The sequence below is a fragment of the Undibacterium sp. 5I1 genome (assembly GCF_034314085.1).
In the GTDB taxonomy this organism is placed as follows: Bacteria; Pseudomonadota; Gammaproteobacteria; order Burkholderiales; family Burkholderiaceae_D; genus Undibacterium.
In genome coordinates this window covers 1-25,932 of the sequence record NZ_JAVIWI010000001.1, presented here as the reverse complement: position 1 = coordinate 25,932, position 25,932 = coordinate 1, and the positions used below count along the sequence as shown (strand labels likewise).

16 protein-coding genes, 2 tRNA genes, 3 rRNA genes and 2 pseudogenes are annotated in these 25,932 nt (G+C 46.4%); 10 read left to right on the top strand and 13 right to left on the bottom strand.

Annotation, left to right across the window (positions count from 1 at the left end; genetic code table 11):
• Nucleotides 1–62: 62 nt before the first annotated feature.
• The 4 genes from gmhB (at nt 63) to gloA (ending at nt 2,966) form a co-directional block, all read left to right on the top strand.
• Nucleotides 63–626 carry a D-glycero-beta-D-manno-heptose 1,7-bisphosphate 7-phosphatase gene (gene gmhB, locus RGU72_RS00115; RefSeq protein WP_322117796.1) on the top strand — a complete coding sequence of 188 codons (564 nt, stop codon included), beginning with the start codon at nt 63–65 and terminating at the stop codon, nt 624–626.
• Nucleotides 627–753: 127 nt separating this feature from the next.
• Nucleotides 754–1,494, top strand: a complete 741-nt coding sequence (locus RGU72_RS00110; protein ID WP_322117795.1) for a lysophospholipid acyltransferase family protein — start codon at nt 754–756, stop codon at nt 1,492–1,494.
• A 129-nt stretch (nt 1,495–1,623) separates the two neighbouring features.
• Nucleotides 1,624–2,457: a M48 family metallopeptidase gene (locus RGU72_RS00105; protein ID WP_416200143.1), complete on the top strand. Its 834-nt coding sequence runs from the start codon at nt 1,624–1,626 to the stop codon at nt 2,455–2,457.
• 101 nt (nt 2,458–2,558) lie between these two features.
• Nucleotides 2,559–2,966: a lactoylglutathione lyase gene (gene gloA / locus RGU72_RS00100; RefSeq protein WP_322117793.1), complete on the top strand. Its 408-nt coding sequence runs from the start codon at nt 2,559–2,561 to the stop codon at nt 2,964–2,966.
• A gap of 470 nt (nt 2,967–3,436) precedes the next feature.
• Here the strand turns inward: gloA and pgi are convergent, their stop codons facing one another.
• From pgi to RGU72_RS00075, 5 genes are all read right to left on the bottom strand, one after another.
• Nucleotides 3,437–5,083: a glucose-6-phosphate isomerase gene (gene pgi / locus RGU72_RS00095; RefSeq protein WP_322117792.1), complete on the bottom strand. Its 1,647-nt coding sequence runs from the start codon at nt 5,081–5,083 to the stop codon at nt 3,437–3,439.
• Between the two features lie 125 nt (nt 5,084–5,208).
• Nucleotides 5,209–6,006, bottom strand: a complete 798-nt coding sequence (gene rsmA, locus RGU72_RS00090; protein ID WP_322117791.1) for a 16S rRNA (adenine(1518)-N(6)/adenine(1519)-N(6))-dimethyltransferase RsmA — start codon at nt 6,004–6,006, stop codon at nt 5,209–5,211.
• 145 nt (nt 6,007–6,151) lie between these two features.
• Nucleotides 6,152–7,180 carry a 4-hydroxythreonine-4-phosphate dehydrogenase PdxA gene (pdxA, locus tag RGU72_RS00085; RefSeq protein WP_322117790.1) on the bottom strand — a complete coding sequence of 343 codons (1,029 nt, stop codon included), beginning with the start codon at nt 7,178–7,180 and terminating at the stop codon, nt 6,152–6,154.
• The gene (locus RGU72_RS00080) at nt 7,180–8,595 is read right to left on the bottom strand and encodes a peptidylprolyl isomerase (protein WP_322117789.1); all 1,416 of its coding nucleotides are present in this window, start codon (nt 8,593–8,595) and stop codon (nt 7,180–7,182) included. The genes pdxA and RGU72_RS00080 overlap by 1 nt, the downstream gene beginning before the upstream one ends.
• A gap of 91 nt (nt 8,596–8,686) precedes the next feature.
• On the bottom strand, nt 8,687–10,912 hold the full coding sequence (locus RGU72_RS00075; RefSeq protein WP_322117788.1) for an LPS-assembly protein LptD: 2,226 nt from the start codon (nt 10,910–10,912) through the stop codon (nt 8,687–8,689).
• Nucleotides 10,913–11,178: 266 nt separating this feature from the next.
• Here RGU72_RS00075 and RGU72_RS00070 point away from each other — a divergent pair, with 266 nt between their 5' ends.
• From RGU72_RS00070 to RGU72_RS00055, 4 genes are read left to right on the top strand one after another with little or no spacing between them, the layout of a single operon-like run.
• The gene (locus RGU72_RS00070; RefSeq protein WP_322117787.1) at nt 11,179–12,219 is read left to right on the top strand and encodes an aminoglycoside phosphotransferase family protein; all 1,041 of its coding nucleotides are present in this window, start codon (nt 11,179–11,181) and stop codon (nt 12,217–12,219) included.
• 20 nt (nt 12,220–12,239) lie between these two features.
• Nucleotides 12,240–12,986: an N-acetylmuramate alpha-1-phosphate uridylyltransferase MurU gene (gene murU, locus RGU72_RS00065; protein WP_322117786.1), complete on the top strand. Its 747-nt coding sequence runs from the start codon at nt 12,240–12,242 to the stop codon at nt 12,984–12,986.
• Nucleotides 12,987–13,002: 16 nt separating this feature from the next.
• Nucleotides 13,003–14,337 (top strand): aminopeptidase P N-terminal domain-containing protein, encoded by a 1,335-nt coding sequence (locus tag RGU72_RS00060; RefSeq protein WP_416200142.1) that lies wholly within the window; start codon nt 13,003–13,005, stop codon nt 14,335–14,337.
• On the top strand, nt 14,334–15,512 hold the full coding sequence (locus RGU72_RS00055; protein WP_322117784.1) for an FAD-dependent monooxygenase: 1,179 nt from the start codon (nt 14,334–14,336) through the stop codon (nt 15,510–15,512). The genes RGU72_RS00060 and RGU72_RS00055 overlap by 4 nt, the downstream gene beginning before the upstream one ends.
• Nucleotides 15,513–15,868: 356 nt before the next feature.
• On the opposite strand, the gene RGU72_RS00050 is transcribed toward RGU72_RS00055, so the two are convergent.
• Nucleotides 15,869–16,987 carry a transposase gene (locus RGU72_RS00050; protein ID WP_322117783.1) on the bottom strand — a complete coding sequence of 373 codons (1,119 nt, stop codon included), beginning with the start codon at nt 16,985–16,987 and terminating at the stop codon, nt 15,869–15,871.
• Nucleotides 16,988–17,383: 396 nt separating this feature from the next.
• Here RGU72_RS00050 and RGU72_RS21345 point away from each other — a divergent pair.
• Nucleotides 17,384–17,602 (top strand): annotated as a pseudogene (locus RGU72_RS21345) (IS3 family transposase); the annotation flags it as partial.
• Nucleotides 17,603–17,621: 19 nt separating this feature from the next.
• Nucleotides 17,622–17,869: pseudogene (locus tag RGU72_RS00040) on the top strand (IS1595 family transposase); the annotation flags it as partial.
• 32 nt (nt 17,870–17,901) lie between these two features.
• Here RGU72_RS00040 and RGU72_RS00035 read toward each other — a convergent pair.
• The 7 genes from RGU72_RS00035 to RGU72_RS00005 all read right to left on the bottom strand — a co-directional run bounded on the left by RGU72_RS00035 (nt 17,902) and on the right by RGU72_RS00005 (nt 25,439).
• Nucleotides 17,902–18,951 (bottom strand): PilW family protein, encoded by a 1,050-nt coding sequence (locus RGU72_RS00035; RefSeq protein WP_322117782.1) that lies wholly within the window; start codon nt 18,949–18,951, stop codon nt 17,902–17,904.
• 3 nt (nt 18,952–18,954) lie between these two features.
• Complete coding sequence (pilV, locus tag RGU72_RS00030) at nt 18,955–19,536, bottom strand: type IV pilus modification protein PilV (protein ID WP_322117781.1); 582 nt, start codon at nt 19,534–19,536, stop codon at nt 18,955–18,957.
• A gap of 414 nt (nt 19,537–19,950) precedes the next feature.
• Nucleotides 19,951–20,063, bottom strand: a 5S ribosomal RNA gene (rrf, locus tag RGU72_RS00025).
• Between the two features lie 229 nt (nt 20,064–20,292).
• Nucleotides 20,293–23,168 (bottom strand): 23S ribosomal RNA (locus tag RGU72_RS00020).
• Nucleotides 23,169–23,581: 413 nt separating this feature from the next.
• Nucleotides 23,582–23,657 (bottom strand) — tRNA-Ala (locus tag RGU72_RS00015).
• A 52-nt stretch (nt 23,658–23,709) separates the two neighbouring features.
• Nucleotides 23,710–23,786: transfer RNA gene (locus RGU72_RS00010), tRNA-Ile, on the bottom strand.
• Between the two features lie 124 nt (nt 23,787–23,910).
• A 16S ribosomal RNA gene (locus tag RGU72_RS00005) occupies nt 23,911–25,439 on the bottom strand.
• Together the 16S, 23S and 5S rRNA genes with 2 tRNA genes alongside form the textbook arrangement of a ribosomal RNA operon.
• Nucleotides 25,440–25,932: the final 493 nt, after the last annotated feature.

Sequence of the window (25,932 nt, the reverse complement as noted above, 5' to 3'; positions counted from 1 at the left end):
ATCAGTCAACTAAGCAAGATCGATCGCGCAAACAGAACAGAGAAGAAGCAATGGAAAAAACTATGAAGCTAATCATTCTGGATCGTGATGGCGTAATCAATCAGGACTCAGACGCGTTCATCAAATCTCCTGATGAGTGGAAGGCGATACCCGGTTCATTGCAAGCGATTGCTAAACTGAATCAGGCTGGTTATTTAGTCGTCGTTGCTACCAATCAGTCTGGTATTGGACGTAAGCTGTTTGATATGGCGACGCTGAATGCGATTCACCAAAAAATGCATTCAGCAGCACAGCAAGTCGGTGCTGAAATTGATGCCGTGTTTTTTTGCCCGCATGTCTCTGAAGATAATTGTGATTGTCGCAAACCCAAACCAGGCATGCTGCAAGAAATCGCCAGTCGTTACGATGTCAGCTTAAAAGGCATCCATTGTGTGGGCGATTCGCTGCGTGATCTGCAGGCGGGATTTGTATGCGGCTGCTTGCCGCATCTAGTACTGACAGGCAAAGGTAAAAAGACCTTTGAAAAAGGAGGACTACCGCCGGGGACACAGATTTATCCAGACCTCGCCTCGATGGTGGATATTCTTTTAAAAACTGTACCTGCGGAATTTTTTGTGGCGGTTTGAGCTAATCTAACAAATTAGCAAACGAATACAACATATCATCGCTGATTGAGTCTGCTGGAGTTTTCTGTAATTTATTGTGACCTTATTAGCTGTGACCTTATTAGCTATGATCTTATTAGGATGTGCAATGCTTCGTTTTAATTATTTTTTACGCTCGGTTTTATTCTTTAGCCTGATGGCTGTTGCGACAGTGATCTGGTCTATGGCTTGCTTGCTGTTTGCACCACTGCCGTATAACAAACGTTACTACTGGACCGCGCGCTGGAATGTATTTGTGATCTGGACGGCCAAAGTTATTTGCGGCATCCGCTACCAAATCAAAGGAATGGAAAACCTGCCAGATGCGCCGGTTATTTTACTGTCTAAGCACCAATCGGCATGGGAAACCATTTTCTATTTGACCTGCATGCCAAGACCTTTAGTCTTCGTATTTAAGAAAGAAATTACCTACATCCCTTTCTTCGGTTGGGGCATTTCTTTGATGCGCATGATCCCGATTGATCGTAGCAAAGGTAAGGATGCATTCGCCCAAGTCGTGGTACATGGCCGTCGCCGGCTCGCTGATGGACAATGGGTTATTATGTTCCCGGAAGGCACGCGTATCCCGGTGGGACAAAAAGGTAATTACAAAATGGGCGGTACTCGCCTGGCGACAGAAACCAATACTCCTGTTGTACCGATCGCGATGAATTCCGGTGAATGCTGGGCTAAAAATTCTTTCATCAAAATGCCAGGTCTGATCACGGTATCAATCGGCAAACCAATACCACCTGATGGTTTGAGTGCGGCTGAAATGATGCAAAAAGTAGAGGCTTGGATAGAAGGCGAAATGCGTGTGATCTCACCGCATATATACAAAAAGGATTGATCAGAGCGACTCTTGATCAATCAGGAACAAGAGAGTTTTTTGAAATCACGTTTCTCATTATTGACCAAGCCGTTGCAGTTTTTACTGCAACTGGATTTGTTTTCAGATAGCCGGACTGACGACGGCGGGATGTTCCAATCGCCCCGCCGTAAAATGCAAGATCCGGCGCCGAAAAAAGCAACGCCACCCAGTCTTCCGGCACCGCCAAAGACATCATCCACGCCGCCAGAAAAATCTCCGAATAAACGTCAGATCCGCCTGCAAGAGCAATGGCTGGAATATAGTCTGCTGCGCTCCAAGCGACGTACCATTGGCTTTTTAATCAATGACGAGGGACTGAGAATCACTGCACCACGCTGGGTAACAATTGGCGATATTGAGCAGGCAATTCACGAGAAGCAGCGCTGGATCGTCGCCAAAATTACCGAGCGCCGTGAACGGGCTACGCATCAGGTTCAACCTAAAATGGTATGGGCAGATGGCGCTCAATTACCTTATCTGGGCAAGCAACTGACTTTGCGAATTCTTGCCACGCAATCGCTGGGCATTCATTTAGACAGCGATAGTAACGAGCTGAGAATTTGTCTGCCTGCGGACTCGGGGGAGCAACAACTCAAAGACCGGGTACAGGCTTGGTTGCAGCAAGAAGCCCGCCGGGTATTTTTAGAGCGCTTGCCTGTCTATGCGGAAAAATTGGATGTTAGTTATCATTCAATGGCACTGTCTGCTGCGACTACGCGCTGGGGCTCTTGTACCTCGCAAGGTAAAATTCGTCTGAACTGGCGGCTGATTCATTTCTCTCTGACGGTGATTGACTATGTGATCGCGCATGAACTCTCGCATTTGCGAGAGATGAATCACAGCCCCCGCTTTTGGGCGACAGTACAATCGGTGTTCCCAGAATTTGAACATGCTAAGCATGCATTAAAACAGCATGCAGCACACGACCTCCCCGTATTTTAAGGGGAGTATCTATAGTTTTTAGAAGATCGTCCAATCATTCTATGGACAATCTGTGCTTCAATTATCATACTCATATCCAGTATATTTAAAGGAATTTTATTATGCGTCTATTACACACCATGTTACGCGTCGGTAATTTACAAAGCTCGATTGATTTTTATACTGAAGTGTTGGGTATGAAATTGCTCAGGACATCGGATAACCCCGAGTACAAATATACCCTCGCCTTTGTCGGCTATGGCAATAACCCTGATCACGCAGAACTAGAGTTGACCTACAACTATGGCGTCGAAAAATACGATTTGGGTAGCGCGTATGGACATATCGCGATCGCAGTGCCAGATGCGTACAAGGCATGTGATGCAGTAAAAGCCAGAGGCGGCAACGTAACGCGTGAAGCAGGTTCAGTGAAAGGCGGCAAGACCGTTATCGCTTTTGTACAAGATCCTGACGGCTACAAAATAGAATTGATAGAGCGGAAAACTGCCGAACAAGCGACCAGTCTGTAAGACTCTTTGGCAGTTAAAAACGAAGGGAATTGTAGTCTGGACGAACCAGATCAAATCAAGTGAAGGTTTAAATAAAAAAGCTGTCTGTGATCTGTTGAGATTAGAGACAGCTTTTTTTATTGTGGCTGGTCAGATTGCTCTGCAATCTTGTTCATTACTTTAATCAAGCCAATCACACCAACAATGAGGGCGAAAGTGAGAACACTGATAATTCCTGTCAACATGATAGATCCGCCAATTGTGTAGTGTTGTGATTTATATCTCTGCAAGTCAATTAATTTATTGCCTTGAATCAATTATATTCAGTTTGCTTCAACCCGACGGTCAATTTGTGTCAACTTTTGTTAAAGCTTATCTCCATTACATGATCCGAAATAAAACCTTTGATTTGTCTCGGTACAGCTAGGAGCTGCAACGCAGTTAGGGTAGTTTTGCGTAAGTCCTATCAAAATTAAAACCGTTGATTTTCCTTATACATGCCCATGCCGACGGAAATAAGCGATTAAACCTGTGGTCGAAGTGTCCAGTTGAACGTCGTAGGCCTGATCGCCTTTAATTGCTGGCAATAAGCGATTGGCAAGCTGCTTACCCAACTCAACGCCCCACTGATCGAAAGAGTTAATGCCCCAGATCACGCCTTGGACAAACACCTTATGCTCATACAAAGCGAGCAACATGCCGAGCTGATAAGGATCAAGGCTAGGGATGAGAATACTCGTGGATGGCTGATTGCCTGCAAATACTTTATGCGGCAATAGCGCGGCGATCTTGCTCTCACTCAAACCTGCGGCAGACAATTCTATGCGTGCTTGTTCTTCAGTTTTGCCGAAAGCCAAAGCAGCACTTTGCGCCAGACAGTTGGCTAATAATGGCGCCTGATGCCCTGGCAAAGGATAATCACTGGAAGCAGCCACCACGAAATCACATGGAATCAACCAGCCGCCCTGATGCAAAAGCTGGAAAAAAGCATGTTGGCCATTGACGCCAATTTCGCCCCACACAATCGGATTGGCGCGACAAGTCAAAGGCTCACCGTCACGTCCTACCGTTTTGCCATTCGATTCCATTTCTAATTGCTGCAAGAAAGCGGGCAAGTGACGCAAGGACTCGTTATACGGCAAGATTGCGGTCGTTTCAGCACCAAGAAAATTCGTGTTCCACACGGAGATCAACGCCAGCAAAACCGGCAAATTATGCTCTAGCGGCGTTTTACAAAAATGCTTGTCCATCGCCTCGGCACCATCTAGCAAGCGCTCAAAGCCATTCATCCCGATTGCGAGTGCAACTGATAAACCTACCGCCGACCACAAAGAGTATCGCCCGCCAACCCAGTCCCAGATTTGTAAAATATTGGCATCAGGAATACCAAACTCATGCGCTTTATCGGGGCTGGAAGTAACAGCAATAAAATGCTTAGCGACCGCCCATTCCTCCATCGCCGCGGCCATCAGCCAGGTACGTGCAGTGTTGGCGTTAATACTGGTCTCTTGCGTGGTAAACGTCTTGGAGGCGACAATAAACAAGGTCGTACGCGGGTCTAAGGTCTCCAACAAAGGTGCGAGATGGGCGCTGTCTAAATTAGAAACATAATAAAAACTCAGGCCAGGATGCTGCATTGCCGACAATGCGCGCGTCGCCAGTTTAGGGCCGAGGTCAGAACCACCAATCCCGATATTCACCACATTTTGAATCGCATCACCTTTAAAGCCCCGCCATAATCCGCTGCGCACCCGCTCGACGATATCGCGCATTTGTCTGCGCACAGCGCGTACCAAAGGCATCACGTCGGCTTCTGGATTTGGGAACGGTGTAAAAGCCGAGTGCCTCAAAGCAGTATGAAGTACAGCGCGGTCTTCGCTGATATTGATTTTCTCACCCGAAAACATGCGGTCACGCCAGTCCTCTACCTTCGATAATCTGGCTAAGGCAACCAGACTTTGCAATGTTTCGGCATCTATCCTTTGCTTGGAATAATCTACCAGCAAGCCATCCAGCTCCTGAGAAAAATGTTGAAAACGTTGTGGGTCAGCAGCAAACAAATCGCGCAAATGCACGTGTTCTAAACGAGCTTGATGCGCTAGCAAGGTTTGCCATTCTGGCGTAGTAGTAATGTTCATATTTGCAATCGGAGGAAAATCGATAGAGATAAGAAAAATCAGTATCCAGGCAAACGGTATTGCTCGGCTAAAGCAACTAAGCTTATTTATAGGGCTGGTTTTGCGTAAGCCCTATTAATTACAAATCAATCTGCAGGTACATCGGGCTTCAGTTCTACGAGTAACCTAGCCAAACCGACATACTGTTCGAGCGGAATCGTTTCTGGTCGCATTTGCGGATTGATACCAACATCAATCAATTGCTGCTCAGTAAACATTCCGGCGACACAATTACGTACCACTTTACGGCGTTGTGAGAATGCCTTAGTCACTACTTGTTCCAATTTATGAATATCGCATTCTAGACGTTCCGCCTTCGGGATCATACGGACAATCGCAGACTCTACTTTAGGTGGTGGGTCAAACGCTGTCGGCGGTACGATAAACAATAAATCCATGTGATAGCGCCATTGCAGCATGACGGACAAGCGACCATATGCTTTGCCACCGGGTTCTGCAACCATACGTTCCACAACCTCTTTTTGCAGCATAAAATGCTGATCTTCAACCAGATGTGCAATCTCGGCCAGATGAAATAATAAAGGGCTAGAAATGTTGTAAGGCAGGTTGCCAACGACACGGAGCTTTTTATCCGGCGGCAATGGGATCGTCGAAAAATCAAACCGTAAAGCATCCCCTTCATGCACGATCAATTTAGCAGGATCAAAATTCTTTTTCAGACGCGCTACCAAATCACGATCCAGCTCAACTACATGCAGTTGACTTAATCCTTCTAACAAGAGTTTAGTCATAGCAGCCAAACCTGGGCCGATCTCAACCATAGTTTGATCAGGCTGAGGATTGATGGCACTGGTGATGTGACTGAGCACCAATTGATCAGTCAAAAAGTTTTGGCCGAAGCGTTTACGAGGTATGTGTTTCATGATTTTTGGGTATTCTGAATTTCACGATTGTAGAACATGTGTGACAAGTAAGATAGAAGCTATGATCGTCAGCGATCATCAATGACTGCCAGCGAAATGCTCTCGTTGTCTAAGTTTTTTATTGACGCTTAATACTTCTGACAAGCTAGTGCTGAGATTGCGCCTTCACCATACCAGCTGCGACTCGTACCGCTACCAGCATACTGCCGACATCTGCTTTACCTACGCCTTGCGCGGCTAAGTCAAGTGCAGTGCCATGGTCGACTGAGGTTCGTATCAGCGGCAAACCTAAAGTGATATTTACCCCTAAACCAAAACTAGCGTGCTTTAGTACAGGCAAACCTTGATCGTGGTACATCGCCAGCACGCAATCAGCCTCCTGCAAATATTTTTGCTGGAATAGCGTGTCTGCTGGATATGGGCCACGCACATCCATCCCTAAACCCTGTGCATGTAAAATCACAGGAGTGATGATGTCAATCTCTTCACGCCCAAGATAACCGTTTTCACCGGCGTGGGGATTTAAGCCAGTAACGAAAATACGCGGTTGTTGTAAACCAAATTTGACTTGTAAGTCTTGATGAATAATCTGCAGCGTTTTAAGTAAATGATCAAAAGTAATCGCGGCAGGCACATCTTTTAATGCAAGGTGCGTGGTCGCCAAAGCGACTCGCAAAGCGTGTGGCAAATGATCGGATGCTTCACATGCCAACATCATGACAACTTGCGCAGTATTTGTTTTTTCAGCGAAATATTCGGTGTGTCCGCTAAAAGCAACACCGGCATCATTGATCGTACTTTTTTGTAGGGGTGCTGTAACGATCGCATCGCACCAGGCTTGCTGCACGCTTTCTATAGCAACATCCAGCGTATGCAATACCGAACGGCCATTACGAGGATCTAATTGTCCAGCTATTACATGAGCTGCTAGAGGACAATCAATTACGGTAATTTGATTTACGCCGCAGGCTGGCAAACCAGTGTAACGAAGAGCCTCTAATGACACGCCCATCAACTGCATAGCAGGATCAATTTCTCCTGCCAGCATGGATAAATAAGCAGCGTCACCAATCAGGACAGGACGAATTTCTGACCGTAATTGCCATGCTGCCAATAAAGAAACTTCTGGGCCAATGCCCGCCGGTTCACCTACTGTGATGGCAATTTTTGTCATTAATTATCGTCCAGACGGAACTCAACATAAGCGCGGTCACGTAACTGACGCAGCCAGTCTTGCAAAGCCTCGTCCGACTTGCGCTCACGCACGGCCTGGCGAGCAAGCAAACGTTGACGCTCTTTAGAAACGTCGTCTGATTTGCGTTCAGTTACCTGAATCAGATGCAAACCGAATTGTGTTTCGACTGGCTCACTCACCTCGCCAATCGCCAATTTATTCATCGCTTGTTCAAATTCAGGTACGGTATCACCGGGATAAATCCAACCCAGATCACCACCTTTAGCAGCAGAGCCATCGTTAGAGAAGGACTTTGCTAATTCTTCAAATGTAGCCGCCTTATTATCCAGACGTTGTTTTAATTCAACCAATTTACGACGTGCTTCCGCTGTTGTCACGATTTGACTTGGCTTGATCAAAATATGACGTACATGCGTCTGTTGAACGACAGTGCTATCCGCTTTACTCTTGCCGACATCACGTTTGCCCGTCAACTTTAAAATATGGAAGCCGTTAGAGCTGCGAATAATTTCAGTAACTTCGCCTACCTTGATCTTATTGATTGAATCCAAAAATAATTGCGGCAAACGATCTTGCTCACGCCAACCGATGTCACCGCCTTTGATACCTTCGCTGGCGTCAGAATAAGTGACCGCCAGTTTGGCAAAATCTTCGCCTGCTTTTATTTTTTTCAAGACTTCTTCTGCACGGGCTTTGCGTTGCGCAATTTGCTCCGCAGATGCATTCTCTGGAATAACTACTAAAATGTGCGACAGATTCAATTCTTGCGCGACCTTACCTGGTGCAGCCTCTTGCGCGATATAGTTATCTACTTCAGATTCTGAGACCTGAATCTTGCTATCAACTTCGCGGTCACGAATACGCTGCATCATGATGTCGTCGCGCACTTCTTCGCGGAAACGTACATACGGCGTGCCTTCGCGCTCAACCTGATTACGAAACTCTTGCAGAGACATTTTGTTTTGCTCTGCAAGACGTTGCATAGAGCGATCCAGCATGATGTCATCGACACGCATACCGTTTTCTTTGGCCAGTTGTAGTTGAGCGCGATCAACAATCATCCGCTCTAGTAATTGCTTTTGCAGATCAGCTCTGCTTGGCAAGGCTGTACCTTGCGCTGAGAGCCGCTTCTCTACTGCCTTCAAACGATCATTCAATTCTTGGCTGGTAATGACATCGTCATTAACCACTACAATAATTTTATTAACCAACTGCCCTTTTTCATTAGCATTAAATGCGTTACCCACTGACTTAGAAGGCAGCACGGGAAGAATGGGAGAAATCGTTGGGCTGATTTTCGTCTGCGCCGACGTAGGAGAACCCGCCAACAAAAAAGCAGAGGTAGCCAAGAGTGAGAGGATATTACGTTGTTTCATGTGCAAGTTATGTCGCATAGTGATCCAAATTCATATTAACCATGGAAGAAAGGGAATAGAAGCTCCGCAATCTCCATCGCTAATTTTTTAGCAAAAGCTGAAATATACGCTACTTTATCGGCTGATAACCCGAAATATTCTTTTTCAAGGCGTCAAGTGGGTTTGATCCGATTTTTGACAGACCGTTCAACTCTAGTTGAATAAAAAAGGAGGTGTTACTTATTTCAGAAGTCGTAGAAAAACGTTGCGCTACCATCCTGAATGACCAGCAATTACAAGGATCTTTATATTCAAAACCCGCCAGACCATCTACCAGTTTTTTGTCTGGTAAAGAGTAGTTACTTCTCGCGACAACAAACCAGCGTTTATTGATAGGCAACTGTGTCGAGAGATCAACTTGCTTTAAGGTATCTAGTTGATAACGATATTCGGCATTAAAAACGGTTTGTGGTGCTGGCTGCCAGCGCACACCATAATTGGAGCGTACTGCATGACGGTCTGACTGGCTTACCTGTAAGGCACTATCCGCGCTTAGTTGGTCAGAAAATTTTCCAGATGCACTTAACAATAAATCTGAGCGACTCTGAGGAACGGTTGTATTGTCTAAGGTCACTTTTTGCGTGTTAAAGTAAAAACGCTGTCCAATCGCCAACTTCAAACGCTCTTCGCCATCACTTTCTATATAGCGAGATATTAGAGCTGCAGTGATTTGATTAGAATCGCCTATCCTATCCAGACCAGTAAAACGATTTTCACTAAAAATCTGGGCGAAATTAAAATCTGCAATGCCGCTATCAAAATTTGGAAATAAACTTTGGTCACGATAAGGTGTATTTACGTAAAAAACCCGTGGCTCTAAAGTTTGCGTAACTGCTTTACCAAATAACGTGGAGGGACGTTCAAAAACTAAACCACTATCAAGCGAAAAGGTCGGGACAATTCGGTGGAAATCACTGTCCTGCCCTACATCTGGGTTAACCAGATGATAATTGGTTGCATTAAGAGATAACTTAGGAATAACAAAGTACCCAGGCTGTACAATAGGATATGAAATCTGAGGATTAAAAACTGCGCGGTCACCACGTACTAACGTAGGATGCCAAAAGCGCGTAAGTATCGTATCGACCGACCAGTCAAAGCCTAAAACATCATGCCGCTCAGCATGAAGTTCTAATTGTGGCAAGCGATCATACGGCCTAGCGATTGGTGCCGTCGGATCTTGTAAAACTTGATAATTCGATGCGCGTAATGTTGCAGAACCTAACCATCCAAAATAAGTTGTATTGACATCTCTTAGCAATAATCGCTGGGCAGTTTTCGTAATGGAGCTCGAAAAATCACTCGGATAATTGTCGTCCGATGCCGCATTCAGGTTCCATCCTAAAACTAACTGAGGCAATAAACTTTGCTGGTGTATTGATGAGATAGCATAACGATTTGTATTTGTCTGCTTATCGTCAATTAAACCCTCAACTGTTGTATTTCCTGAGTAGGTGTCACCCATATAGCGTGCTTCCAAACCAAGCTGGAAACCACGCCGTTCAATTAATTTTGGATAAAGCGTCAAATCACGGTTTGGCGCGATGTTGACATAATAAGGTAGTGCTAACTCAGGACCGCCGCGAGACGAGCCACCAAAAATTGGCGGTAAAAATCCTGAATGCCTCGCACCGGATAAAGGAAAAGTCAAAAACGGTGTCGCAAGAATTGGCACACCTTTAAAATAAACTATAGTTTTACCGGCGACACCGCGATCTAATTCAGTGTCTAAATAAAGCGACTTTGACTCCAGATACCAATCGGGGTCATTACTATCACATGTGGTGTAAGTACCATTAACGATTGTGGATTGCTCATCGCTTTCAAAATCAACGCGTTCTGCTCTACCTTGTGCATTATTTCGTACTAATTTATAAATTGGATTAAGAATGAATCCGACACCAGAATCCATTTGTAGACGCATCGAGTCGCCAAGGTAGTTATTTCCAGAACGTGACATACGAATATCACCAAATGCTTTAATTTCATCCTCAAGATTAGTGTAAGTCGCTTTATTAGCGTTAACCTTTGTGTCGGCCTTCGTCACTTCTACATCATTATCAAAATTGGCGTAGCGCTCAGGACGTCCAGACATTTGTTCAGCTTGTATAACAGTTGGTTGGTCTTTATCACCTTTGATGACAACTTCTACTGGTTTGGCTGAAATAGCCGAATTCACGGGATTAAATGGTGCCACCTGGGCAAAAACCGGAACCGGAAATAACGCTGATATGGCTATCGCCAAGATAGTGGGAAACAAGGGCTGCGGGTGAGATAATACAGTTTTCCGGCGCATGTAATATGATTTCAGTAGAGGACTTATCGGGCGTTTTATAGGGTGTATAGCTGGTTTAGAAATCATTTAAAAGTCATTTTTAGCTTTTTTGACATTCGAACCAGAAATCAAGCGCCTATTATAGGGGAAATATCCTCACGGATTGCCACCAAAACTATTCGTTCTTGCGACTCGTAACTTATCTCCATACCAAATCAGCATATAAATATTAATTAATTTACAAATAACTTATCCGAAATTAACTCGCTACCCAAGAGAATCGATCTATGTCCCTACCCGTTTCGTCCAACTCAGTTACAGAAGATCTGCGCATGTCCGCTATTCATACCTGGCTTACAAGTATTGTTAGTCCAAGTTTAAAAGTGGCGAGCTTGCGTGCGGCCTCAGCAGATGCCAGTTTTCGTCGTTATTTCCGTATTGACGGTGAGGATGGTAAAACTTATATCGTGATGGATGCACCACAACCAGCAGAAGATGTACGTCCATTCATCAAGATTGCAGAATTATTTACAAAAATAAATTTATCTATCCCGGATATTCTTGCGCAAGATGTTGAACAAGGTTTTTTGCTGTTAACTGATTTAGGTACGACAACCTATTTTAATGCGCTGAATAACGATACCGCTCACAAACTTTATCTGGATGCGATCGATAGTTTGATTCTGATGCAAGCACAAAGTCAGGCGGATGTATTGCCAGAATACGACAGAGAATTTTTACTGCGCGAACTGATGATTTTCCCCGAATGGTATATCGGCAAACATCTGGGCTTAACATTAACTACAGAGCAAAGTACCAGCCTGAATAATGTATTCGAAGCCTTGCTCGCCAATATTGTGGCGCAGCCACAAGTGTATGTACACCGCGATTACCATTCTCGCAACTTAATGGTGCTGGATAAAAGTAATCCCGGCATTCTGGATTTTCAGGGCGCCTTGTATGGTCCATTAACTTACGATCTAGTCTCTTTGTTGCGCGACGCTTATGTGCAATGGGATGAAGAAATGGTAATCGACTGGGCCATCCGTTATTGGGAAAAAGCCCGTGCTGCCGGACTGCCCGTTAGTCCTGACGTCGATAACTTTTATCGTGATTTTGAATTTATGGGCTTACAACGGCATTTAAAGATTCTCGGTATTTTTGCCCGTCTTGCTCATCGCGACGGCAAAGACGCCTATCTGCAAGATATGCCACTGGTAATGACATATGTGCGCAAAACTGCGCAGCGTTACAACATCCTGATCCCCTTATTGCGCTTGTTGGATGTACTGGAAGATACGGCACCGCAAATCGGCTACACGTTTTAATCAGATTGAACACACCCCCAATGAAAGCCATGTTATTAGCAGCAGGTCGCGGCGAGCGTATGCGACCACTCACGGATACTTGCCCAAAGCCTTTACTGAAAGTGCGCGGTCGTCCACTGATCGTCTGGCATATTTTGAATCTGGTTAAAGCCGGCATCACCGATATCGTCATTAACCATGCACATCTTGGTCAGATGATCGTTGATGCGCTGGGTGATGGCAGCAAATTTGGGGCGCATATCCGTTATTCGGCAGAAGCAACTGCGCTGGAAACCGCGGGCGGGATTGCAAAAGCCCTGCCCTTGTTGACCGAGAACGGGGATGAACCGTTTATCGTCATATCGTCCGATATTTACATCCCTCATTTCAATTTTGAAGAATGTAAAAATACGCTGGAAGACAATGATATGTGGGGTAATCCGCATCCGTTAGATAAACGCGATTTAGCCTGGTTATATATGGTAAAAAATCCGTCCTTCCATCCCGATGGTGATTTTGCAATGAACTTGATGGGCTTGGTCAACGACAGTACAGATGGATCGCCGCGCATGACCTTCGGTAATATCGGTGTGTACCGCCCAGAAATTTTTGCTGATATAGAACCAGGCAGTTACGCCAAACTCGGTCCCTTACTGCGCGAGATTGCTGATCGTGGTCAGCTCGGTGGTGAGCTGTATCGTGGCGACTGGCACAATGTAGGTACGCCAGAGCAACTAGCCCAGCTAAATGAGCCCTTCACTACGGCTAACACAGTAAAAAAATCATAAGGATATCCGTATGAGCATGCCATCTTATCTGCGTCGTCGCCAGCAACTGCTTGCACAAATGCAAGCACGTGGTGGCGGTATTGCGATCATCCCGACTGCTTATGAGAGGGTGCGTAACAGCGATAATTTTTTCCCGTTCCGGCACGATAGTTATTTTTATTATCTATCAGGATTTACAGAGCCAGAAGCGCTCATCGTCCTCATCGCCAACGGCCATGAGCAACGCAGTATCTTATTCTGCCGCGAAAAAAATCTGGAACGCGAAATCTGGGATGGCTATCGATTCGGTTCCGCTGCTGCCAAAGCGCATTTTGGTTTTGACGCAAGCTTTGCGATAGATGCGCTAGATACAGAAATGCCGCATCTGCTAGCGGATGTCCCTACACTTTTTTACAGCACGGGCAACGACACTCAACTCGACTCACGCCTGCATAACTGGATAGAAGCGGTACGTGCAAAATCTCGTAGCGGCATCAGCGCGCCAGACACTACAATCGACGTGCGCGTCTTGCTGGATGAAATGCGATTGCGTAAAGATGCATCTGAAGTAGCTTTGATGCAAAAAGCGGCCAATATATCTGGCGTTGCTCACACAAGAGCCATGCAGATCGCAGGTGCAGGTCGTTATGAATATGAGCTTGAAGCGGAGCTACATCATGAATTTCGCCGCCAAGGGTCGCAAGCACCGGCTTACGGGTCTATCGTTGCAACTGGTGCCAACGCGTGTGTCTTGCACTACAGCAGTAACAATGCATTAATTAAAGACGGTGATTTGATTTTGATTGATGCTGGCTGTGAATTTGATAGCTACGCCTCCGATATCACACGCACCTTTCCTGCCAATGGCAAATTCAGTTCAGCACAAAAAACCTTGTATGAAATCGTCCTCGCATCCCAGCAGGCAGCACTGGACTGTGCCCGTCCGGGATCGCGCTATATGGACGGTCACAACGCCGCTGTAAAAGTATTAACGCAAGGTATGCTCGATACCGGTTTGCTGGATAAAAATAAGCTTGGCAATGTTGAAGATGCCATCAATAACCTAGCATTCCGCCAGTTTTATATGCATGGCACAGGGCACTGGCTAGGACTCGATGTACATGATGTAGGCTCCTATCGTGAAGCAGACAAAGTAGGTGATGAAAGGCCTTATCGTCAGTTGGAACCTGGCATGGTCATCACCATAGAACCCGGGATCTATGTACGTCCGGCAGAAGGCGTTCCCGAAGAATTTTGGAATATTGGTATCCGTATCGAAGACGACATCCTGATCACACCAGAAGGTCATCTCAATCTGAGCCGCGACACGCCAAAAACCGTGGCGGAAATCGAAAGTGTCATGAAACGATGAAACTTACTGATTTCCATATCGCCATCTGCGGCGCAGGTCCGGTTGGACAATGCTTAGCCCTGTTGCTTTGCAAGCAGGGGATTGCCGCTGATCGCATCCTTTTGCTGGATGCCAAAACCAGTGCGCAAGCCGAACAAGACGCGCGCTCAATCGCGCTGTCCTATGGCAGTCAGCAAATTCTCACAAATGCAGGTGCATGGCCGATCAAGGCGACCAGCATCCGGCAGATACACGTATCGCGCCGCGGACATTTTGGCCGTAGCTTGATTGACTGCAAGGATTACTCCATTCCGGCGCTAGGATATGTCGCTCGTTACGGCGATATCATTGCGCCTTTACAACAGGCAACAGAACAGCGTGGCATACAGATCAAACGTCCGGCAACAGTGGCAGCGTTAGAAGAAAGCGACGATGCGGTCACGCTGACTTTACAGAATGGTGAAAAGATTACCGCGACCATCGTGGTGCAGGCAGAAGGTGGCACCTTTGGTAATCAGATGCAAAAAGTGCGCAGTGTCGACTATCAGCAAACGGCAATCATTTCTCACATCACGGTCAGCCAGTCGGTTGCACAGCGCGCGTTTGAACGCTTTACCGAACAAGGCCCGTTAGCGCTGCTGCCGCAAGAGGATGGTTATGCGCTGGTGTGGTGTGTTCGCCCCCCAAGCGCAGAGCAGCTTTTGGGCTTGGACGATAACGCGTTTAAAGCTGCTCTACAGCAAGCATTTGGTCAGCGACTGGGCCAGATTTTGACCGCATCGCCACGCCACTCCTACCCCTTAGGCTTGAATGCGCAGGCACAAGCAACTAAGCGAATCGTCACCATTGGCAACGCGGCACAAACTCTGCACCCAGTTGCAGGACAAGGTTTAAATCTTGGTTTGCGCGACGCCAAAATCCTGGCAAGCACGCTGGCGGAGATACCACTGCAAGATGAATCCAGTCAGCCGACTGCTGCTCAGCAAGTCGGCGAACAATTGCAGTTTTTCTTAAAACAACGACAAACTGACCGTAATACCACCATACGGCTAACCGATAGCATGGCAAGAATATTTGCCAGCGCACCAGATGGCGCACTCACACAATCCATATTTGGCTTGGGTTTGGGGCTATTAGATATTGTCCAGCCAGCGAAAAAAATACTTGCAGAACAAATGATGTTTGGCTGGAGATAGTTATCAAAATTAACCCCTATTATCTGATTTTTTCATAATCAAATGTCGCTTTGACACAAAATTGGTTTCATAAAATCACTGCGTCGGCTTCGCCTGATAATTTCCCATATCTTTTTATGCAAGGCAACTCCCGCACAAAACAGTAATCTACAGAGCTTCTTGCAAAATACCCAAACCAGTAAAGTCGAGCATGGGTGTGGCCACTGTTGCGATTGGTTTTCTTGTTTGAAGCGGCACATGTGACATGAATTTGTGCCGGATTATCGTTTTATGGCGTGTCAATCCCTATGTGACCATCACTGCCCCTATGAACGTTGGGAAACGTTGTTTTTTTCGACTCTTTAAAAGCAAAGCTGTTACGTAAATAAACGCATCAACTGATCTGCGGTCAATACCAATAAACCAAACATCAAATGCGACATCACTTTTTCGCTACCACGCACCCGTACTGTCGTGCCACCAAATTCGTCTTTCAGCCTGCCATTGGTACGTTCAGCTTGCGTGCGTTCTTTATAACGCTGTTGTTCATGCGGGGCGAACGGTTTCTTCTCCCCGCCGCGTGCGTTGTGATCAATTAATGGCACGTGGCCAAGACTTTTGCTGTGTGCCCTTAACTCTTCACTGCAATACGCTGCATCCATCAAATCGTACAAATTCGTTACTCGTGCGGCCGTCATCGTTGCTAACGGCACCGCCGTTTGACTATCGTGCACCGAGGCGCTGGTCAATAGCGCACTGATGGCAACGCCGCAGTCAGCGGTGTCGATATGCAGCTTGTAGCCGTTCCAACTCACTTTATAACCTTGCGCATTGCATTTAGTGCCGCGGTCACACTCTTTGGGTAAAGCATTGACGATGCTCGGTAAAGTTTGCGTCAACTGCCAGCCTATCTTGGTCACTTTCTCTTCCTTTGGCGGCCTTATCTCGCCTTTCTTTGGCCGTCCACGGCGCTGCTTTTGGGCCTTTTCTACGGAAACAACTTTCATGTGTTTCTTCGGCTTCTCGCGCGCCGCAATCGCCGTGCCGTCACGGCTGATGTGTCCAATGAGGCTGTCGCCTAAATAACTCTTGATCAGCGCTTCGTGCACTTTCTCCGCTAATTTGGCTTGGGCAAATTCGCCAAAGGCGCGCGAAAAAGTGGCTTCATTCGGAACTTCTTTCCACATCTCAAAGCCGCACAGCCGTTTTAAACTGCGATCCATCGTCAATCGTTCTATTAAGGCCGCTGTTGTATTGAGCCCCAACACAGCTTTGGCGATGAAGGCGCTGGCCAATGCACCACGGTCATGCGGTTTGCGTCCTATCCCTTGCCATTGGTCCGACACAAATTCTTCGATGCGCACCCAGTCTAGTACATGAATCAATTTTTCCAGCTTCGGCGTCAGTGACCCGCATTGCTGTTTTATCTCCGGTAGCAAATCGTGTTGCAGTAAATTCCAGCGTTGCATTATCAGCAGGCGTTGTGTAGGATTCATAGCGGAGCGCAGATGGTTGTTTAGTCACTTTCATCTTGCCAGAAATGGCCGCTCCTTTCTCATCTATTTTGCGCTTCTCGCAATAAAATTACTCTCCGGTGTTTCGTTTTGCAAGAACCTCTACAGAAATAGAATTTTCTTGAAATGAATTGAGGTGGTACTTTAATGAAAAGATGACGATTTATAGATAGTCAGTTCATGGCTCATTGAAGTAATCTGAGGTCGGTAAGCCCGTGCCGGATTTATTTAGTGAGCACTGGGTCAGCAGTGCGACGTTTTACAAATTGCGCGCAAAGTTCGGCGGCATGGATGTTTGGCTGATGCCAAGATTATAATCAGAATTGTGGCTTTGGTCTGTTCTAACCGTATCTTCGCAACGTGAAAGAGACGCCTTAAAACCATATGCGTGTGTATCGAATTTATCGGGAGTTGGAACTTCATCTCCGAATCAAGCCAAAGAAGCTGATGGTGCGTAAGAAGCCAGCTAAGCTAACGGTACCAGAGTCGATCAATCAGGTTCGGTAGATGGATTTTATGCACGATCAGTTTAGCAGTAGACGAAGTATTCAACTGTTCAAGGTGATCTATGATTTCGATCGAGAAGCGCTGGGAATTTAAGTAGTTTTTCGCTGCCGATAGCTTGGTTCATTTGGGCTTTGATAAGCATTTTAGGGTCAATCAAATCATGACAATAATGAATTCGTCTCAGGCAGTAACCATGTCAATGATACTGAATCATTCTGGAGCTTTGCTAAACGTCTTCTGGCAAAATTAAATGGCATTGCAAAACATACGTTCCCATTGCATTTAAAAGAGTGCGAATTTCACTTTAACCATCGTCATAATGATCTCTATCTCGTACTGCTAAAATTACTTAGATGATCTTCTTTAACTTCGTTTGCTTCCTAATACTGTTAAATATTTGGTGGGAGACAGATATTTCTGGCTGGATCGACCAGGCAATTATTACGAAGTTGTATAGTAGAAGAAAATACTTTCCTTACTCTATTAATGGTGGATGCTGGCAAGCTCTGCTCATTAATGGTAGTTCCGGGATCGTTAGCGCCATTCACAGTGGTATAATCTGCTCCAAATAAATTGTAGATAGTACTGGTTGTATCAGTGCGAGAATTTTCCTTACCTCTTACCAAAATAGCAATTTTCACGACTAAAACCCTCTTCCAATAGGTTTGCAAATATAAACTTTGTTGCTTCTGTGCGGCTGTAGTACCAGTCAAAGTCAGATTGGCATCTAAAGCATTGATACCCGATGCTGTTAAATATTGATTCGACAATCCGTCTGATGGAGTATTGGTATCAAGCCCATAAAGAACTTGAAAGGACTCAACACCTTTAACTAGTGCTTGAGCAGACCAACTTCCATTACTTCCCAAATATTTACACATCAATTGAGGTTCATTATTCGCATCCAACGATACATAATAAATACTCCAACCTCTATCAGTATCTGCTTTACTAGCCGACATCGGTGCTGGGACAGAAAAACCAGCGCAATTTGACATTGTGCCATCACCACTGGCACCCGTACCGGATCCAAAAAACCGTATTGCCAGTACATCGCTTGAGTTCACTGAGGTATTTAAAGGAGTAGAAATATCAGTACTTGTAGCACTAACACTATTAGCATCCATTCCGGCCAAATCAGCACTTGCCGTTGATGGGGTTACTTGAACGTTGCTAGGATTAGAAAAGTCATAATTCACGTAACCAGTTTGACGTAACTGACGTGCAATATTGTCGAGCGCAAAACGAGCGGTATCTTGCGTATCATTTCCATCGGTTTGCGTAATAAATAAAGTTTTAGTTGAAACGACCAGTGCGGTAGAACCCAATATCACTAGAAGACCAAGGGTAAGCGAAATCATTAATTCGACAATAGTTAGCCCATCTTGTCGTATAGATGCTCTTAAGGGGGAGCGAAATTGACAAAAAGCAATAGGCATAATTTACTTCACGTAAGATTCAACAGTGAGGGCAAAACCTGGGGGAGTAACTCCAGCGGTATCATTAAAACTACCATCAGGGTTTTTAGTTCTCCAACCTATTTTGATAGTAAGGCCTGCGTTAGCATCGGGAGTACATGTCCAGGTTAAAGCACCGGCGGTACTATCAAATGGTGCAGAATCGCGACAAACAACGACCCGTCCGCTCGGTAAAGCTGCATTAAGGCGCATTTGCCACTCATAAATATCAGCTGCTGCCAAATTCGCACCACTACAATTAGCGCTACTCGTATAGCAAAGAACGGGTTTTGTGGGAGCTGGGTCTGTGGCGGAATTGTAGTTCATGTTCAAGAATAAATTAGAAGCGTCAGGCAAATCCATCTGGGCGGAATTTGAACGCATTTTATCGGCTAATTCATTCGCAAGTTGTACTGCATTTGTCTGGAAATTCGTCTGTTGTGAAGTACGTATCGCTGCGAGTTGCAATCCTGCCGCACCGATGACGCCTAGTACAAGCACGAAAACAGCGATTAATACTTCGACTAACGAAAATCCTACTCTATATTTTATATTTGCAATAAACATAATATTTCGTATTAACATTTTGATTGAATACTATTCTACATATAAATAATTTCCTACAGCAACCGCTTATCACTTGAAACTTACCGACGAATCTAGAATTTAACTGGCAAAACTACTGCCGGCGGATGCATCCAGTATGTTTAAAGAAGCGCTACAAGAACAGGTAGCGTCATTAGATTACACACTCAAGGCCAATACGAGAGCGGCGGTGAAATGGTTGGGGAGTTTACCGAGAAGGAAGAATGAGAGATAGGTACAGCGGCAGCGTAGCCAGTGCGGTGTCATGTGATAAGGAAGGGGTATTGTTTGAATCGTCTAAAAAGACGAAGGCGAAAGCAAAGACAAAAAAAGGCAAAATTCTAAAAAGGCAAAAGCCCTTAACTCGGATGGAGTTAAGGGCTTTGCGGAATAAAAGCCTGACGATGACCTACTTTCACACTGGTTGCAGCACTATCATTGGCGCGGAGTCGTTTCACGGTCCTGTTCGGGATGGGAAGGGGTGGTACCGACTTGCTATGGTCATCAGGCATAACTTGTTGATCTGTTAAGTCACGCTATTCTGTGAGGGTCAACAAATCCAATTGGGAAGAAGCGCAGTAGAGTGTACGGGTTGAATCGCACTAATCAATGTTTTTTTCACAGCACGCCAGACCATGGCATGCTGTGGTGGTTGTGACTGTTGTCGAACAACTTACTGACGTAAGGTTCAGGCAAACACTTCACAAATACTTGTAACAGATAACCTGCTAAGGTTATAGGGACAAGCCTTACGGGCAATTAGTACTGGTTAGCTTAATGCATTACTGCACTTCCACACCCAGCCTATCAACGTCCTGGTCTCGAACGACCCTTTAAAGAGATCTAGTCTCTGGGAAGTCTCATCTTAAGGCGAGTTTCCCGCTTAGATGCTTTCAGCGGTTATCTCTTCCGAACATAGCTACTCGGCAATGCCACTGGCGTGACAACCGATACACCAGAGGTTCGTCCACTCCGGTCCTCTCGTACTAGGAGCAGCCCCCTTCAAACTTCCAACGCCCACGGCAGATAGGGACCAAACTGTCTCACGACGTTTTAAACCCAGCTCACGTACCACTTTAAATGGCGAACAGCCATACCCTTGGGACCGGCTACAGCCCCAGGATGTGATGAGCCGACATCGAGGTGCCAAACTCCCCCGTCGATATGAACTCTTGGGAGGAATCAGCCTGTTATCCCCAGAGTACCTTTTATCCGTTGAGCGATGGCCCTTCCATACAGAACCACCGGATCACTATGTCCTACTTTCGTACCTGCTCGACTTGTCAGTCTCGCAGTTAAGCACGCTTATGCCATTGCACTATCGTCACGATGTCCGACCGTAACTAGCGTACCTTCGAACTCCTCCGTTACACTTTGGGAGGAGACCGCCCCAGTCAAACTGCCTACCATGCACTGTCCCCGACCCGGATAACGGGCCAAGGTTAGAACCTCAAACAAACCAGGGTGGTATTTCAAGGTTGGCTCCACGAGAACTGGCGTCCCCGCTTCAAAGCCTCCCACCTATCCTACACAGATTGGTTCAAAGTCCAATGCAAAGCTACAGTAAAGGTTCATGGGGTCTTTCCGTCTAGCCGCGGGTAGATTGCATCATCACAAACATTTCAACTTCGCTGAGTCTCGGGAGGAGACAGTGTGGCCATCGTTACGCCATTCGTGCAGGTCGGAACTTACCCGACAAGGAATTTCGCTACCTTAGGACCGTTATAGTTACGGCCGCCGTTTACTGGGACTTCAATCAAGAGCTTGCACCCCATCATTTAATCTTCCAGCACCGGGCAGGCGTCACACCCTATACGTCCACTTTCGTGTTTGCAGAGTGCTGTGTTTTTATTAAACAGTCGCAGCCACCAGTTTATTGCAACCCTTTCATCCTTCCCCCGCAGGGGGGTCAAACTACAAGGGCGTACCTTATCCCGAAGTTACGGTACCAATTTGCCGAGTTCCTTCTCCCGAGTTCTCTCAAGCGCCTTAGAATACTCATCTCGCCCACCTGTGTCGGTTTGCGGTACGGTCTCGTATGACTGAAGCTTAGAGGCTTTTCTTGGAACCACTTCCGATCGCTTCATGAATTAATTCACTCGTCTCAACCCCTTGAATTACGCACCCGGATTTGCCTAAGTGCCTTCTACAAGTCAAGAACAGGCTCTTCCAACCGCCTGACGACCTTCTGTGATCCGTCCCCCCATCGCATCATACGACGGTGCAGGAATATTAACCTGCTTCCCATCAGCTACGCATCTCTGCCTCGCCTTAGGGGCCGACTCACCCTGCTCCGATGAACGTTGAACAGGAAACCTTGGGCTTACGGCGTGGAGGCTTTTCACCCCCATTATCGCTACTCATGTCAGCATTCGCACTTCTGATACCTCCAGCATCCTTTACAAGACACCTTCGCAGGCTTACAGAACGCTCTCCTACCATATATCCTAAGATATATCCGCAGCTTCGGTGTATCGCTTAGCCCCGTTACATCTTCCGCGCAGGACGACTCGATCAGTGAGCTATTACGCTTTCTTTAAAGGGTGGCTGCTTCTAAGCCAACCTCCTGACTGTTTTAGCCTTCCCACTTCGTTTTCCACTTAGCGATACTTTGGGACCTTAGCTGGCGGTCTGGGTTGTTTCCCTCTTGACGCCGGACGTTAGCACCCGACGTCTGTCTCCCAAGCTCGCACTCATCGGTATTCGGAGTTTGCAATGGGTTGGTAAGTCGCGATGACCCCCTAGCCATAACAGTGCTCTACCCCCGATGGTGATACTTGAGGCACTACCTAAATAGTTTTCGGAGAGAACCAGCTATTTCCAAGTTTGTTTAGCCTTTCACCCCTACCCACAGCTCATCCCCTAATTTTTCAACATTAGTGGGTTCGGTCCTCCAGTGCGTGTTACCGCACCTTCAACCTGGCCATGAGTAGATCACTTGGTTTCGGGTCTACACCCAGCGACTAATTTCGCCCTATTCGGACTCGATTTCTCTACGGCTTCCCTATGCGGTTAACCTTGCCACTGAATGTAAGTCGCTGACCCATTATACAAAAGGTACGCAGTCACGGAACAAGTCCGCTCCTACTGTTTGTATGCACACGGTTTCAGGATCTATTTCACTCCCCTTCCGGGGTTCTTTTCGCCTTTCCCTCACGGTACTGGTTCACTATCGGTCGATATCGAGTATTTAGCCTTGGAGGATGGTCCCCCCATGTTCAGACAGGATTTCTCGTGTCCCGCCCTACTTGTTGCAAGCCTAGTACCACAGATATGATTTCGTATAAGGGGCTATCACCCTCTATGGCCGGACTTTCCATTCCGTTCTACTATCAAGTCTGCTATCACTTGCGGCTGTTCCCATTTCGCTCGCCACTACTTTGGGAATCTCGGTTGATTTCTTTTCCTGTAGCTACTTAGATGTTTCAGTTCGCCACGTTCGCTTTGCAACACTATGTATTCATGTTGCAATGACCTTACGGCCGGGTTTCCCCATTCGGAAATCTGCGGATCAAAGCGTGTTTGCTCGCTCCCCGCAGCTTATCGCAAGCTACTACGTCCTTCATCGCCTGATATCGCCAAGGCATCCACCATGTGCACTTAGTCACTTGTCCCTATAACGTTAGCTTCTAGTGTCTGTGTTCATTACTGAACCCAGGTTCATCACTAAAAACCGGTTATAGTTCTTATTACTTATGAGTATTTCTTTAGCGTTTGCCGTATCTCAAGGAATTTGATTTTTTCTAAAACTCTGCTTTGCAGCAGTGCTTTTCAAACTCTTTGTAATACTATGTTTGTTCGATACAATCACAACCCTTCCATAATTTCCATTAACAACTGTCGTTGCTAACTTCTCTTTACAGAAATAATTTTGATTATTTCTACTTTACTTCTTCTCAATTGTTAAAGAACGGTAATACTGTCTTGCTTAATCTCTGTTGAAAGATCAAACCTAAATCGCTTGCCGCTATCGCTGTTGAGCGCGCTGCTTGACTTAGGTTTGTACTTTGCTTCAATGTTTCAATCTTGGTGGAGGTTAACGGGATCGAACCGTTCACCCCCTGCTTGCAAAGCAGGTGCTCTACCAGATGAGCTAAACCCCCGAAACTTGGATGTCTTCCTGCACTCACTTGCCTGCAACCTGCTCCACCAGTTTGGTGGGTCTGGTTGGGCTCGAACCAACGACCCCCGCGTTATCAACACGGTGCTCTAACCAACTGAGCTACAGACCCAGGTGCTTGCTCGATTCTCACGTGAGTGAGTTATACAGCTTGTCGCCAGTTTCCTGGCAACTTACCTTGTTCTTTACAGTAACAGTCAATAAGTGTGGACACTTAACTTTCAGCACAACTCTAGAAAGGAGGTGATCCAGCCGCACCTTCCGATACGGCTACCTTGTTACGACTTCACCCCAGTCACGAACCCTGCCGTGGTAATCGCCCTCCTTGCGGTTAAGCTAACTACTTCTGGCAGAACCCGCTCCCATGGTGTGACGGGCGGTGTGTACAAGACCCGGGAACGTATTCACCGCGACATGCTGATCCGCGATTACTAGCGATTCCAACTTCATGTAGTCGAGTTGCAGACTACAATCCGGACTACGATACACTTTCTGGGATTAGCTCCCCCTCGCGGGTTGGCGGCCCTCTGTATGTACCATTGTATGACGTGTGAAGCCCTACCCATAAGGGCCATGAGGACTTGACGTCATCCCCACCTTCCTCCGGTTTGTCACCGGCAGTCTCATTAGAGTGCCCTTTCGTAGCAACTAATGACAAGGGTTGCGCTCGTTGCGGGACTTAACCCAACATCTCACGACACGAGCTGACGACAGCCATGCAGCACCTGTGTAAAGGTTCTCTTTCGAGCACTCCCAAATCTCTTCGGGATTCCTTCCATGTCAAGGGTAGGTAAGGTTTTTCGCGTTGCATCGAATTAATCCACATCATCCACCGCTTGTGCGGGTCCCCGTCAATTCCTTTGAGTTTTAATCTTGCGACCGTACTCCCCAGGCGGTCTACTTCACGCGTTAGCTGCGTTACCAAGACAATTAAGTCCCGACAACTAGTAGACATCGTTTAGGGCGTGGACTACCAGGGTATCTAATCCTGTTTGCTCCCCACGCTTTCGTGCATGAGCGTCAGTGTTATCCCAGGGGGCTGCCTTCGCCATCGGTATTCCTCCACATATCTACGCATTTCACTGCTACACGTGGAATTCTACCCCCCTCTGACACACTCTAGCCATACAGTCTCAAATGCAGTTCCCAGGTTGAGCCCGGGGATTTCACATCTGACTTATATAACCGCCTGCGCACGCTTTACGCCCAGTAATTCCGATTAACGCTTGCACCCTACGTATTACCGCGGCTGCTGGCACGTAGTTAGCCGGTGCTTATTCTTCAGGTACCGTCATTAGTAGTCCGTATTAGGAACTACCGTTTCTTCCCTGACAAAAGAGCTTTACAACCCGAAGGCCTTCTTCACTCACGCGGCATTGCTGGATCAGGCTTGCGCCCATTGTCCAAAATTCCCCACTGCTGCCTCCCGTAGGAGTCTGGACCGTGTCTCAGTTCCAGTGTGGCTGGTCGTCCTCTCAGACCAGCTACTGATCGTCGCCTTGGTAGGCTTTTACCCTACCAACTAGCTAATCAGATATCGGCCACTCCATGAGCATGAGGTCTTGCGATCCCCCACTTTCAACCTGAGTTCGTATGCGGTATTAGCGTAACTTTCGCTACGTTATCCCCCACTCTAGGGTATGTTCCGATATATTACTCACCCGTTCGCCACTCGTCGCCAGGTTGCCCCGCGTTACCGTTCGACTTGCATGTGTAAGGCATGCCGCCAGCGTTCAATCTGAGCCAGGATCAAACTCTTCAGTTTAATCTCTGTTTTTGTTCATTGCTGAACTCTGTTCTTTCGAACAGTGTCGCTCACTCAAATAACTGACAGGCTATCTCTTGCGAGATATCCTATTTATTACTTTTGCGAACATTTGATATTTTTTAAGTATCATGATCTAATAAATTAAATCACGGTGCCTTCTATCAAGTGCCCACATTTATTGACTGTTAATTGTTAAAGATCTGTATTCTGTGTCGCTTTAAAAAGACTAGGATTCTTGCGAATCAACCACTCTTTTCTCTCTACTTTCTGACAAAGCGTTTTGTTTGTCAGCAGCAAAGAAGCAAGATTATGAACCACTTACCGCTTTCCGTCAATACCTATTTTGAAGCTTCTTTTTAAATCCCATCCGGTTTCTTCTACCTGATCTTGTTCAATTCTCTGCCTTCAAACTACCGTACTCACTTCTCGTGTTTCACTGTCTTTCTACCTCTATTTCCCCGCCTCTCGACGGGAGCCGAACTATAGCAAA